This is a genomic window from Mycobacterium sp. IDUB_5 (genome assembly GCF_055419565.1).
This window is the reverse complement of the sequence record NZ_JBVAXX010000003.1, coordinates 412586-426534: the sequence shown is the minus strand read 5'-3', so window position 1 is coordinate 426534 and position 13949 is coordinate 412586. Positions and strand designations below refer to the sequence as shown.

Genomic DNA, 13949 nt, shown 5'->3' with positions numbered 1-13949 from the left:
GGGAATCGACACCCTTGCGTCGGAGTCGCCGACCCCGGGCCTGCGCAGGGCCTGGCTGGTCGAGAAAGGCTTGAGACGATGACTTTTCGCGACGACGTCTGGCAGAACCCCGCGGCGATGGCGATTCCGCCGGAGGGCTACTTCGAACTCCAACGAGGCCGCTACGGGCCCACCTATCCGCGGACGCCGGCCTGTTACGGCTTCTCGATCATCGCCAAGGTCAAGGAGGGCCGAGAAGCGGTCGTGCGCGCCTACGGCAAGCAAATCGAAGAAGCGGTCAAAGGGAGCCCGGACGTGCTGGCGCCGCTGAAGCTGCACTACCTGCGATGGGTGCTTTTCGACGTTGGCTCCGGTCTCCATTTCCAGTATCAGGGAATCTTCGACACCGACTTCGACAAGTACACCGAGGACGCCGTTCGACTGTTCAGTGAAACGGGTATCACCACCGTCTTCACGAATCTCGAGGGTTTTCCCGAGGATTGGAAGAGCAATCCGGAGGCGTTCATCGAGTTCGTCCGCGCCCACCAGTGTCCCAGCTTCCTGGAATACGGCGAGTACCCCTATGCGACGGCGGATGAGATCAAGAAGGCCCTGCGGCTCAAGGCGTCGTTCTCCGACATGCTCGATCAGATGCAGTGACCCTCGAACTCGACGACATCCAGCACATCCTGCTCACCCGCACGCCGGCGATGACGGGACGATACGAGTTCCTGACGTTCGACACTCCCCAGGGCGGCCGGACCTGGCTCGCCGAGATGGCCCAACGCGCACAGTCGGCGGCTGACGTCACGGACACGATGGACCGTTCCCGCCGCTGGATCACGCTGGCCTTCACCTGGAACGGCCTGCGCACGTTGGGAGTTCCTCCCGAATCGCTGGCTACCTTCCCCGACGAGTTCCGGGAAGGGATGGCTGCCCGAGCCGACATACTCGGCGATACGGGTGCCAACGCACCCGAACGCTGGATCGGCGGGCTGGCCGGCGACGATCTGCACGCCATCGCGATTCTCTTCGCGCGCGACGACGACGAACACAGGCGCTGCATCGGTGAACACGACGCGTTTCTCGCACGGTGTCCCGGCGTGCGCAGCCTGTCACACCTCGACCTGAACGCCCACCCTCCCTTCAACTACGCCCACGACCATTTTGGTTTCCGCGACCGCCTCTCGCAACCTGCCATCAAGGGATCCGGTGAAGAACCCACGCCCGGATCGGGAGCCGCCCTCGAAGCCGGCGAGTTCATCCTGGGATACCCCGACGAGTTCGGTCCGGCGTTGAACCTGCCGACACCGGACATCCTCTCGCGCAACGGAAGTTTCATGGCCTACCGCCAGCTCCAAGAGCACGTCGGCGCATTCCGCACGTTCCTCGCCGACAATGCCGGTAGCCCCGAGGAGCAGGAGCTGCTGGCAGCAAAATTCATGGGCCGCTGGCGCAGTGGTGCACCGCTGGTTCTCGCCCCGACCGCCGATGATCCCGAGCTCGGGGCCGACCCTAAGCGCAACAACGACTTCACGTACAAGGACATGGACCCGTTCGGATACGCGTGCCCCCTGGGCTCCCACGCCCGACGGCTCAACCCCCGCGACACAGCGCCGAACATGAATCGCCGCAGGATGATCCGCCGCGGCGCCACCTACGGTCCGGCATTGCCGGACGGTGCGCCCGAGGACGGTGTCGACCGCGGAATCGCCGCGTTCATCATCTGCGCCAGCCTTGTCCGCCAGTTCGAGTTCGCGCAGAACGTGTGGATCAACGACAAGACCTTCCACGAACTGGGCAACGAGCACGACCCGATCTGCGGAACTCAGGACGGCACCTTGGACTTCACCGTGCCGAAGCGTCCGATCCGGAAGGTTCACAAGGGCATCCCTGCGTTCACGACTCTGCGCGGGGGTGCCTACTTCTTCCTGCCGGGCCTGCGCGCACTGCGCTACCTGGCCGACCTCGGAACGGCTGCGTGAACCATGCCCGCACGGGCCGCTCGGACCTACAACCAGGACCACGTGCGCCGGTCAGCCGACGGACGGCGGCGCGTCAGCATCTACTGGACATGGAGTTATCCGTGGGAAACGCAGCGGGATCCCGCGGCGATGTCCAATCGCTTCTCCACGATGACCGAGGTCCGCAACGTCGTCTACCCCGCCTACGAGCGCCCGGAGTTCGAGGCCGCGAACTTCCTCCAGGGCATCGCAGGCACCCTCGAGTTGTTTCATCGGTCCACGCTGACGTTCCAAGATCTCACATTCGAGGTCACCGGCCATCCGGCTGCGGTGTTCCAGCGGGTGGACCAGGCCGGGTACGCACAACCGATCGACGAGCGAATCCTGGCGGACACGGACACCCTCATGGTGTTCGGACTCGACCATCTGACCTCGGGTCTGGAGGCCTCCGACGCCGAGGTGCAGTCCCTTCGGTCGTGGCTCCGCCGTGAGGGGACGACACTGCTGCTCGCGCCGCATCACGACGTCGGCTTCACTGACGACCTCGCACAACGCCAGATGGAGTACGAGCATCACGGTGATCGGCTCGTCCCGCGGCAGCAACGTTTCAGTCAGTACACGAGATCGCTGATGCGAGGCCTCGACGTGCCGGTGCACAATACCTGGGGTTTGCGACCCGCGGTCCTCGACGGCACCCGTGAGATCGCACCTCTGACAGCATTTCCCGATGTCGACGAGCGTGGGCTGCTGAACGGGGCACCCTCGCTGAGTTTCCACCAGCATCTGCCGCATTACGAACTGACCGAACCCGAGAGCGCAGGGCTCCGTGTGCTGGCGCGCCAACGTGTCGATCCGTATCGGCCGCATCCCTTCACCGCCGCCGGCAATACCGAATTCAACTGTGTGATCTGGATGCCGCCCGCGGGCGAGCGAGCCGGGGACATCGTGCTGATCGACTCCACTCATTTCACCACCCTGTTCGGCGGCACCGACAGTCTGCGGGCGCTGTGGCGCAACTTGGTGACGATGCCCTGAACGACGACAAACGACCCGATGACGACAGTGCGCCGCTACATCGATGCCGTGAATCACGCTGATCGCGTGGCGATGTCAGCAGGACGCCCCAAGGGCGTTCATCCTGCATGGCCGGCCACATGTCCAGGAGGGTGCGACGTTTACCGTCGCCCTGCGCACGTTCGACAACAGGTGGCGACTGACCGCTCGGAGCTGGTCAAAGGGCTGCTAATAGGCGAGCAGTCCGAGCTTTTTGGATTCGGTGACGGCATCCGCACGCGACGACACACCCAGTTTGCGGTAGATCGCCGTCGCCTGCGACTTGGCGGTTTCTCGCCCGACCACCAGTGTGTCGGCAATCTGCTGCAGCGTGAGATGTGTTGACAGATAGGGCAACAACCGCAACTCCGCGGCCGTCAGGGGGCGGTGTCCACCACCAGCCATCGCACGCACTCGATCGACTCTCTGCAAGAGCGCGATGGCTTCGGGCTCACGGCGCGCGACATGGTCGGCCGCACTGAGGTGGCGGGTGAGCATCGCGGTGTCCTGCACCACCGCCGCCGTCCACGCCAGCAGACCGTGCCCGAGCAGAGCTGTGCGCGCGGCCATGTCCCCGAGACGGTCGAGCAACTTCTCGGTGATCGCCACCGAGCCCCGCGCTGCCGCCTCGTCACCAACCCGGGCGGACATCACTGCACTCGTCGCGTAGACGACCACCATCGGAACCACATCGCACAGGTCGTATCTGTCGGCCAGCAGTCGTGCGGCTTCACTGCGCGCGATGGCCGTGTCGTCATCGCCGGCGGTCAGATCCAGGAGCGCAAGGTGGGCCAGGGCGGCTGCCTGAAATCCCGGAACGTTTCCTGTAGCAGGAAGCGCGGCTTCGAGTAACAGCCGGGCTCGCGCAACATGGCCGAGCATCGACTCGGCTGCCCCCATCATGACCGTCGCGGCGCCCCACCATGGGTTGACAAGCTGGTCTCCCGCATCGCGCACGATGTCCGCGTGCCGAATCACGTCGCGGACCCCGCCGACACCCAACAACGAACCGACCAATGCGACAGCGACTTTGACCGACGGCGTACCGTCCGACAACGGCGTGCCGCGGTCGGACGCCTGGGCGCCGAGCAGGGAGCGCCCGATCATCTCGGCATCGCCAGTAGTCACCCCCAGCCACACCCGAGCGAGCGCAGCGTCGGGATACTCGGCGAACGTGGCGGGGTCGAGCATCGCCAGCCGGCGGGCGAGAACTCCTGCACGACCGTCGAAACCGAGACGGACGGCGTCTCGACCCACCAGGGTCGCGGCCCGGTCCCTGTCCTCTGCGGCCACCGCATGCAGCAGCGCACCGTCGATGTCACCGTCCCGCTCGAGTAGCTCCGACGCGCGAGAAGCCAACAGTCGGAAGCGATCCGGAGACCGTGAGCGCAGGCGATCACGCAGCACGTCGGCGACCATGCGGTGGTAGCGGTACCACCGGCAGTGGCGATCGAGAGCTACCAGGAACCCATTGGAGGACGCGACCAACTCGTCGAGCAGGATCGCCGAATCCGTGCGATCGAGCACAGCATCGAGTTGCGCTGCGCAGAAGCGGTCCAGCACCGACGATTCGACGACGAAGTCGGCTTTCACCCTGTCGAGGCGGTCCAGCAGCTCTTCGACGAGGTACTGGCCGACCAGTCCGTTCCTACCCGCCATCACGTCGACCGAGACACCGTCGCGCAGGGCCATGCTGGTCAACACGATCCCCGCCGCCCAGCCCTCGCAGTGCCGAGTGATCATCGAAACCATCGCTCGATCGCACGCCAAGCCGACCGAGGCGATCGCGTTGGCTGCTTCTTCGTCGGTCATCCGCAAGGTTCGAGCATCCACCTCCACCACACCGTCCACCAGGCGGCGACGCCCCAGCTCGACGGGACGTGGTCCACGACCGACCGCTGCGAGGACGGTCGAGGGCGGAGCCGTGTCGATCAGTGCCCGGAGCGCGGCGAGCGCCTGCGGGTCCTCGAGCTGATGGGCGTCGTCGAGCACCACGACGAGAGGTCCCACCACCTCGAGCGCCCCGACGAGGGCGGGCAGCAACTGTGCGAGCGGATCACGACCAGGTCCACGCAGATAGTCGAGCACGGCGCCGTCGAGGCGACACACCGCGGCGACGGCGGTGGCCAGGTGAAGCAAAAGGTGGGCGGGATCATTGTCGAGATGGTCGAGTCGAGCCCACGCGAACGGGCGGGCATCGACCGCGTCCCACAGCGCCATGACCGTCGTCTTGCCATAGCCGGCCGGAGCCGTCACCGTGACCATTCGCGCGTCGGGGGCGCCCGACAACAAGTCCACCACGGCGGCACGGGGCACCACACTCGCGGCGATGCGCGGCCGGCCGATCGTTGCTACCGGCACGAAAGCTCGCCAGTCCCCTGCAACCACTCCCGCATCGTAAGCCTCTCACCAGCACTGATGGACCTGTTTGCCGTCAACCATCCGAGGTTGTCGGAGGGCCTTGGCACCATGGACCATGTGCCCTTGACAACCGACCCGCTCGCGCGCTTCAGCGCGCTGACCCGCGAGTGGTTCGCCGGCACCTTCGTCGAACCCACCCCCGCGCAGGCACAGGCGTGGAACGCCATCGCCGACGGGGACAACACCCTGGTCATCGCCCCGACGGGCTCCGGCAAGACCCTGGCGGCGTTCCTCTGGGCCATCGACGGCCTGGCCCGGTCGCCGGCCAGTGAGCCCACCACCCGGGTGCTGTACGTATCGCCCCTCAAAGCGCTGGCCGTCGACGTCGAGCGCAACCTACGCACCCCACTGACCGGGATCTCGCGCATCGCCGAACGCGCCGGTCAGGAGCCACCGAAGATCAGCGTCGGTGTCCGCTCCGGGGACACCACACCTGCCAAGCGTCGTGAGCTCATCACCAAGCCGCCGGACATCCTGATCACCACGCCCGAGTCGCTGTTCCTGATGCTGACCTCCGCGGCACGAGAGACGCTCGCCGGGGTGCAGACGGTCATCGTCGACGAGGTGCACGCCGTCGCGGGCACCAAACGCGGCGCGCATCTGGCGGTGTCCCTCGAACGGCTGGACGCGATGCTCGAACGTCCCGCCCAACGGATCGGCCTCTCGGCGACGGTCCGCCCACCCGAGGAGGTCGCCCGCTTCCTGTCCGGGGCCGCGCCGACGACGATCGTGGCACCGCCCGCGGCCAAGACCTTCGATCTCACCGTGCAGGTGCCCGTCCCCGACATGGCGAACCTCGAGAACAACTCGATCTGGCCCGACGTCGAGGAACGCATCGTCGATCTCATCGAGGCGCACAACAGCTCGATCGTCTTCACCAACTCGCGCCGGTTGGCTGAACGATTGACCGCGCGGCTCAACGAGATCCACGCCGAACGGGCCGGCATCGAGCTGGGCGGACCCAACCCGGGAGTGGCCGGCGGCGCCCCGGCGCACCTGATGGGCAGCGGGCAGACCTACGGCGCCGAGCCGCTGCTCGCCCGGGCACATCACGGTTCGGTCAGCAAGGAAGCCCGCGCCGACGTCGAGGACGCCCTCAAGAGCGGCCGGCTCAAGGCCGTCGTCGCGACATCGAGCCTCGAACTGGGCATCGACATGGGTGCGGTGGACCTGGTGATCCAGGTCGAGACGCCCCCATCGGTCGCGAGCGGCCTGCAACGCATCGGCCGCGCGGGACACCAGGTCGGCGAGATCAGCCAGGGCGTGCTGTTCCCGAAACACCGCACCGACCTCATCGGCTGCGCGGTCAGCGTGCAACGCATGCTCGGCGGGCAGATCGAGACGATGCGCGTGCCGGCGAACCCTCTCGACGTGCTCGCACAGCACACCGTCGCCGCGTGCGCGCTGGAACCGATCAACGTCGAGGCCTGGTTCGACACGGTGCGGCGCAGCGCCCCGTTCGCGACACTGCCACGAAGCGCGTTCGAAGCCACGCTCGATCTGCTGTCCGGGAAGTACCCGTCGACGGAGTTCGCCGAGCTGCGCCCCCGCATCGTCTACGACCGGGACTCCGGCACGCTGACCGCGCGGCCCGGCGCTCAACGTCTGGCGGTCACCTCCGGCGGCGCGATCCCCGACCGTGGACTGTTCACGGTGTTCCTCGCCTCCAGCGCAGATTCCGAAAAGCCCTCGCGCGTCGGTGAACTCGACGAGGAGATGGTTTACGAATCCCGGCCTGGCGACGTGATCTCGCTCGGCGCGACGAGCTGGCGGATCACCGAGATCACCCACGACCGGGTCCTCGTGATTCCCGCCCCGGGCGAACCGGCACGTCTGCCGTTCTGGCGCGGTGACGGCGTAGGGCGGCCCGCCGAACTCGGCGCGGCGATCGGGGAATTCACCGGCGAGCTGGCGCGGCTCGACCGTCCTGCTTTCGAGAACCGTTGCGCTGACGTCGGTTTCGATACGTACGCGACCGACAACCTGTGGCAGTTGATCGACGAGCAGCGTAACGCCACCACGGCGGTACCGTCGGACACCGCGCTGGTGGTGGAGCGGTTCCGCGATGAGCTCGGCGACTGGCGGATCATCCTGCACTCCCCCTACGGCCTGCGAGTGCACGGCCCGCTGGCCCTCGCGGTGGGCAAACGGCTCTACGAACGCTTCGGCATCGACGAGAAACCCACCGCATCCGACGACGGCATCATCGTCCGGTTACCCGACACCGACGACACCGCCCCGGGCGCTGACATCTTCGTCTTCGACCCCGATGAGATCGAGCCGCTGGTCACCACCGAGGTCAGCTCGTCGGCGCTGTTCGCGTCGCGGTTCCGCGAATGCGCGGCGCGGGCGCTGCTGCTGCCCCGCCGGCACCCCGGTAAACGCTCACCTCTGTGGCACCAGCGTCAGCGCGCCGCCCAGCTACTCGACGTCGCGCGCAACTACCCCGACTTCCCGATCGTCCTCGAAGCGGTCCGCGAGTGTCTGCAAGACGTCTACGACGTGCCGATGCTCACCGACCTGATGGCGCGCATCGCGCAGCGCCGGGTGCGCCTGCTGGAGGTCGAGACGCCGACTCCGTCGCCCTTCGCGGCCTCGCTGCTCTTCGGCTACGTCGGCGCCTTCATGTACGAAGGCGACAGCCCGCTGGCCGAACGGCGCGCCGCCGCACTCGCCCTCGATCCGACGCTGCTGGCCGAGCTACTCGGCCGGGTCGAGCTGCGGGAGCTGCTCGACGCCGACGTCATCGCCTCCACCACCCGCCAGCTGCAGCACCTCACCGACGAGCGGTTGGCACGCGATGCCGAGGGCGTGGCAGATCTGCTGCGGATGCTCGGGCCGCTGACGGTGGAGGAGATCGCGGCGCGCTGCACCGTCGACGACGTCGGCGGGTGGTTGGAAGGGTTGCTGAGCGCCAAGCGGCTGGTCACGGTGTCCTACGCGGGTCGCACCTGGTGGGCTCCGGTGGAAGACATCGGCCGCTTGCGCGACGGCGTCGGGGTGGCGGTGCCGGTGGGCGTGCCGGTGGCGTTCCTCGAACCGGTGATGGACCCGCTGGGCGAACTGCTGTCGCGATTCGCCCGCACCCGAGGGCCGTTCACGACGAGCGAAGCGGCGACGCGGTTCGGCCTCGGTGTGCGGGTGGCGGCCGACGTGCTGGGCCGGCTCGCCGCCGACGGCAAGCTGGTGCGTGGCGAGTTCACCGACGTGCCGGGCGACACCGGTGACCAGTGGTGCGACTCCGAGGTGCTGCGCATTCTGCGCCGCCGTTCGCTCGCCGCGCTGCGGGCGCAGATCGAGCCCGTCAGCACCGCGGCGCTCGGCCGCTTCCTGCCGGCCTGGCAGCAGCTGGGCAGCGACCGCGTGTCGGGCGTCGACGGGTTGGCGTCGGTGATCGACCAGCTCGCCGGTGTGTCGATGCCGGCATCCGCGGTCGAGCCGTTGATCTTCGGGCAGCGGGTCCGGGACTATCAGCCCGGCATGCTCGACGAACTCCTGGCGTCCGGCGAGGTGCTGTGGTCCGGCGTCGGTGCGTTGTCGTCGGCCGATGGCTGGGTGGCGTTCCATCCCGCCGACACCGCTGCGCTGTCTCTGGCTCCGCCGGGCGATCTGGACTTCACCGACACCCACCACACCATCCTCGGGGCGCTCAGCGGCGGCGGTGCGTATTTCTTCCGCCAGCTCGCCGTCGACGGCGTGACCACCGAGGCGCTCAAAGAGGCTCTGTGGCAACTGATCTGGGCTGGATACGTGGGCGGTGACACGTTCGCACCTGTGCGGGCGCTGCTGGCCGGCACCCGCGGCTCCGGCGCAAAGCGATCCGCGGCACCCTCGCATCGGCACCGCCGTGCCCCTCGGCTGAGCCGCTACAGCATCAGCTCCGCCGGGCTCGGCGCGCACCGGGACGCCGATCCGACGGTGGCGGGTCGGTGGTCGGCGCTGCCCAGTGCCGAAGTCGACACGACGCTGCGGGCCTCTTATCAAGCCGATCAACTCTTGGCGCGGCATGGTGTGCTGACCAAGGGTGCAGTCGCGGCGGAGAACATCGCCGGCGGATTCGCCTCGATGTACAAGGTGCTCAGCACGATGGAAGAGGCCGGTCGGTGTCAGCGCGGCTATTTCGTCGAATCGCTGGGCGGCGCCCAATTCGCGACCGCGAGCACCGTCGATCGGTTGCGCAGCCACGCCGACAGCATCGACGACAAGCAGCAGAGTCTGCGCGCGGTCGCGCTGGCGGCGACCGATCCGGCCAACCCCTTCGGCGCGGCGCTGCCCTGGCCAAGCCAGGGCGAGGGGGCCCACCGGCCGGGCCGCAAAGCGGGTGCCCTGGTCGTGCTCGTCGACGGTGAGCTGGCGTGGTTCGTGGAACGCGGAGGCAGGTCACTGCTCAGCTTCACCGACGACGCCGGCGTGCACAACGCCGCGGCTGCCACCCTCGCCGAGCTGGTGACCCGGCAGCGTGTCCCGGCGTTGCTCGTCGAACGCATCGACGGGGTCCCGGTGCTGGAGAGCCGCGACTCCGTGGTCGTCGAATCGCTGGTTCAGGCGGGCTTCTCCCGGACACCGCGCGGGCTGCGGCTGCGCTGATGCCCGAGGGTGACACCGTCTTCCGCACCGCCGACAAGTTGCGGAAAGCGTTGGAAGGCAAGACGTTGACGCGCTGCGATGTGCGGGTGCCGCGTTATGCGGCGGTGGATCTGAGCGGACAGGTCGTCGACGAGGTGCTCAGCCGCGGCAAGCACCTGTTCATCCGGGTGGGCCAGGCGAGCATCCACTCGCATCTGAAAATGGACGGCGCGTGGATCATCGGCCGGGTCAGGGCGCCCGCCTACAAGATCCGGATCATCCTGGGCACCGCCGATTCGGTGGCCTCGGGGATCGACCTCGGCGTGCTCGAGGTGCTGGAGCGCGAACACGACATGGATGTCGTCGCGCACCTGGGTCCCGATCTGCTCGGGGACGACTGGTCACCCGAGGTGGCGGCGGCCAACCTGATGGCCGACCCGTCGCGGCCGGTGGCCGAAGCGCTGCTCGACCAGCGCGTGATGGCCGGGGTCGGCAACGTGTACGCCAACGAGATGTCGTTCGTGTTCGGGTTGCGGCCCACCAGCCCCGTCAGCGAACTCACCGATCCGCTTCGGGTGGTCACGCGAGCACAGCAGATGCTGTGGCTCAACAGGTTACGCATCAACCGCACGACGACCGGCAACACCCGACCCGGTCAGGATGTTTGGGTGTACGGCCGGGCGGGGCTACCGTGCCGGCGCTGTGGGACGCGCGTCGAGACCGACAAGGACGGCGACCGGGTGACCTACTGGTGCCCCACCTGCCAGCGGTGAAGACATTCGAGTCCGGAAAAATTGCCGGAGACGTCAGTCACGCCGCCGAGCGGGCCTAAGCTGCGCGGCATGACCGAGTTCATCCCCTCCGAGCCACCGGTTCTCGACGATGTACCGGTCGCGGAGCTTCCGGGTGCCGATCTCCTCGCCGGGCGACCCTACGCACTGCCCGTCGACGTCCTCGCCGAGATTCACGGCCCGATCTTCTACGGCGACTGGACCGGCACGCGCAAGCTCTTCGTCTGCTCGCTGGAGTTGGTCGAGGAACTCTGCGACGAGGGCAGATTCGCCAAGAACCTCACCGCGTCGCTCGCGCGGGTGCGCCCCCTGGCCGGCGACGGACTCTTCACCGCCTTCCACGGCGAACCCACCTGGCAGAAGGCCCACGACGTGCTCCTGCCCGGCTTCAGCTACGCCGGGCTGCGCGCTTACCACGACGCGATGCTCGACATCAACGATCAGCTGATCGCGCGCTGGGACGCCAGCACCGGCATACGGCCAGTGGACGTCTCGGCCGACCTGCAGAAGCTCGCGATGGACACCGTCGCACTGGCCGGTTTCGGTGCGCGATTCAACTCATTCGATTACCCCGGCCTGGCACCGGTCCCCCAGGCGTTCACCGACGCATTGCACGAAGCGGTCACCCACGGCGAGACCCCGACGCTCCGTGACGGACGTGCCCACCTGCACGCCGCTTTCGACGAGCTGATCGCCGACCACTCCGCCGGTGGTACCGGCGACCTGCTGTACGTGATGCTGGACGGGCACCTCGACGCCGACAACGTCCGCAACCAGATCATGACGTTCCTGATCGCCGGACAGTTGACGACATCAGAACTGATGCCGAACACCGTCTACAACCTGCTACACCATCCGGCAGTGCTCGCCAGGGTCCGCGCAGAGGTGGACGCCGTGCTCGGCAGCGATGACGACCACGTGCCGACCTTCGACGAGATCGGCAAGCTGACCTTCCTGCGGCAAGTGATCAGTGAGACGCTGCGCCTCTCGCCGCCCGTCCTCATGTTCGACCGTATGGCCCTGCACGACACCGTCCTCGACGGCCGCTACCCCGTCGCGCGCGGCGAGGCGGTCACCGTCCTCACAGGTGCGCTGCACCGGCAGCCGCAGTGGGGCGACAACCCCGAGGTGTTCGATCCGTCCCGGTTCGATCCCACTGTCGCAGAGGGTCGTTCGACCGCGCTGTTCAAGCCCTTCGGCACCGGCGAGCGATCCTGCATCGGCCGCCAATTCGCCCTGCACGAGGCAGCCCTGCTGGTCGCCCGTCTGGTGCACCGCTATCGCCTGATCGACTCCACTCACTACGAACTGAAGTGGGACGGGATGACCCGGCGGCCGGTCGGCTTCACCGTCGACCTGCTGCGCCGGTCGCCTGCCGAACGGGGCACCACGGCCGCGACGCCTACTGCGGGGCCCGCCGCGTCGTCCTCGGCTCTCCTACCGGTGAAGGCCGGGACGACGCTCGCGATCCTGCACGGATCCAATCTCGGCACGTGCCGGGCGCTGGCCAAGCAGCTCGCCGACGACGCGACCGACTTCGGCTGCACCGCGACCGTGGCACCACTGGACAGCGCGGCCGGTGCGCTGCCCGGCACCGACACCGTCGTGATCGTCGCGTCGTCCTACAACGGGCAGCCCACGGACGACGCGCGGCAGTTCGTCTCCTGGCTGCAGTCGGAAACCGCTGCGCTGCCGGATGACTCGCTGTTCGCCGTGCTCGGCGTGGGCGACCACAACTGGGCCGACACCTACCAGGCCATCCCGATCCTGATCGACGACCGGCTGACCGCCCTCGGCGGACAGCCCCTGGTGCCGCGAGCCTCGGCCGACACCTCCGGCGACCTGACGGCGACGGTCGAGCAGTTCGAGGGCGCACTGTGGGCCGCACTGGCCGAACGCTTCGGCGACCCCGACGCCACGCCGCTGACCGCCGCGGACGAACCGCTCTACGACCTCCGCGTCATCACCGGGTCGGTGACCACAGCACTCGACGAGCGGTTCGCGGTCCAGCCGATGACCGTCACCCTCAACGACGAGCTCGTCGACGTCCCAGGACAACAGAAACACTATGTCCGGGTGGCACTTCCGGAGGGGATCGACTACTCGACCGGCGATCACCTCACGGTGCTGGCCGACAATCCGCCCGACGTCGTCGACACCGCCTTAGACATGCTGTCCCTCGATCCGGAGTTGCGGCTGTCGGTCAACCCGCGCCGGTCCTCACGACGATCGATCGCGCTGGACCGCGAGGTGAGCCTCCGCGAACTGCTGACCCACTTCGTCGAGCTGCGCAAGCCCGCGACGAAGAGCCAGCTGCGTCGGCTGGCCGCGACCAACCCCTGCGACCCCGAACGCGCCGCGCTCGAGCAGCTCGCGGAGTCCGACGAGCCCTGCTGGCTGAGCCCGGTGGAGATCCTGCATCGCTACCCGGCGTGTGCGCTGACCGGCGCGCAGTTGCTCGAACTCCTGGAGCCGATGACCCCGCGGCACTATTCGATCGCGTCGTCGTCGCAACTGTCGCCGCACGAGGTGGCATTGATCGTCAGCGTGCTGGACACCCCCGCCCGCTCGGGCAACGGACCCTTCAAGGGTGTGGCGTCGAACCACCTCGCGGCGATGGCCCCCGGATCGTGTGTGCGGGCACGAATCGACCCGGCACGCTTGGCTTTCCGAGCCGGGGCGGACCCGCAGCGCAATGTCATCCTCGTCAGCGCGGGCACCGGCGTCGCGCCGTTCTGCGGATTCCTGGGCGACCGGCTCGCCGCCAAACAGGCCGGGGAACCGTTCGCCCCGGCCCTGTGTTTCTTCGGGGTGCGCGACCCCGACGTCGACTACATCTTCCGGTCGCAATTCGAGGAAGCGGAGCGCGAGGGCATCGTGCGGATGCGGCCGGCGTTCTCACGAGCACCGGAACATGGTGTGCGTTACGTGCAGGACCGGATCGCCGCCGACGCCGACGACGTCTGGGAGCTGCTGGGCGATCCGGCGAAGAACACCCACGTCTTCATCTGCGGCGACGGCGCCCGGATGGCTCCGGCGGTGCGGACCGCGTTCCGCGACATCTACCGGTCACGCACCGGGGCTGACGACGCCGCCGCGGTGGCCTGGCTCGACGGCCTGGTGGCCTCGGATCACTACGTGGAGGACGTCTGGGCCGGCTGAGTTCCGGGCGGCT

The 13949-nt window shown here is 68.0% G+C and carries 7 protein-coding genes; 6 read left to right on the top strand and 1 reads right to left on the bottom strand.

The genetic code is table 11. From position 1 onward, the window contains the following. The first annotated feature begins 78 nt into the window (after positions 1–78). Genes ACZY1G_RS11350 through ACZY1G_RS11340 form a run of 3 tightly spaced genes read left to right on the top strand, consistent with a single transcriptional unit; the run spans position 79 to position 2978 of the window. The gene (locus tag ACZY1G_RS11350) at positions 79–639 is read left to right on the top strand and encodes a hypothetical protein (protein WP_463814362.1); all 561 of its coding nucleotides are present in this window, start codon (positions 79–81) and stop codon (positions 637–639) included. After that, the gene (locus ACZY1G_RS11345) at positions 636–1964 is read left to right on the top strand and encodes a Dyp-type peroxidase (protein ID WP_463814361.1); all 1329 of its coding nucleotides are present in this window, start codon (positions 636–638) and stop codon (positions 1962–1964) included. Before ACZY1G_RS11350 ends, ACZY1G_RS11345 begins: the two co-directional genes overlap by 4 nt. A 3-nt stretch (positions 1965–1967) precedes the next feature. Continuing rightward, positions 1968–2978, top strand: coding sequence for a hypothetical protein (locus ACZY1G_RS11340; RefSeq protein ID WP_463814360.1), 1011 nt, complete (start codon positions 1968–1970; stop codon positions 2976–2978). A gap of 207 nt (positions 2979–3185) precedes the next feature. Here ACZY1G_RS11340 and ACZY1G_RS11335 read toward each other — a convergent pair whose 3' ends face one another. Further along, a complete protein-coding gene (locus tag ACZY1G_RS11335; RefSeq protein WP_463814359.1) occupies positions 3186–5357 on the bottom strand; it encodes an AAA family ATPase in 2172 nt (723 codons plus the stop codon). A gap of 108 nt (positions 5358–5465) precedes the next feature. On the opposite strand from ACZY1G_RS11335, the gene ACZY1G_RS11330 reads away from it, so the two are divergent. The 3 genes from ACZY1G_RS11330 to ACZY1G_RS11320 all read left to right on the top strand — a co-directional run bounded on the left by ACZY1G_RS11330 (position 5466) and on the right by ACZY1G_RS11320 (position 13936). Further along, the gene (locus ACZY1G_RS11330) at positions 5466–10004 is read left to right on the top strand and encodes an ATP-dependent helicase (RefSeq protein WP_463814871.1); all 4539 of its coding nucleotides are present in this window, start codon (positions 5466–5468) and stop codon (positions 10002–10004) included. Continuing rightward, a complete protein-coding gene (gene nei2, locus ACZY1G_RS11325; protein WP_463822409.1) occupies positions 10004–10756 on the top strand; it encodes an endonuclease VIII Nei2 in 753 nt (250 codons plus the stop codon). Before ACZY1G_RS11330 ends, nei2 begins: the two co-directional genes overlap by 1 nt. A 69-nt stretch (positions 10757–10825) precedes the next feature. Then, positions 10826–13936: a bifunctional cytochrome P450/NADPH--P450 reductase gene (locus ACZY1G_RS11320; RefSeq protein WP_463822408.1), complete on the top strand. Its 3111-nt coding sequence runs from the start codon at positions 10826–10828 to the stop codon at positions 13934–13936. Positions 13937–13949 lie beyond the last annotated feature (13 nt).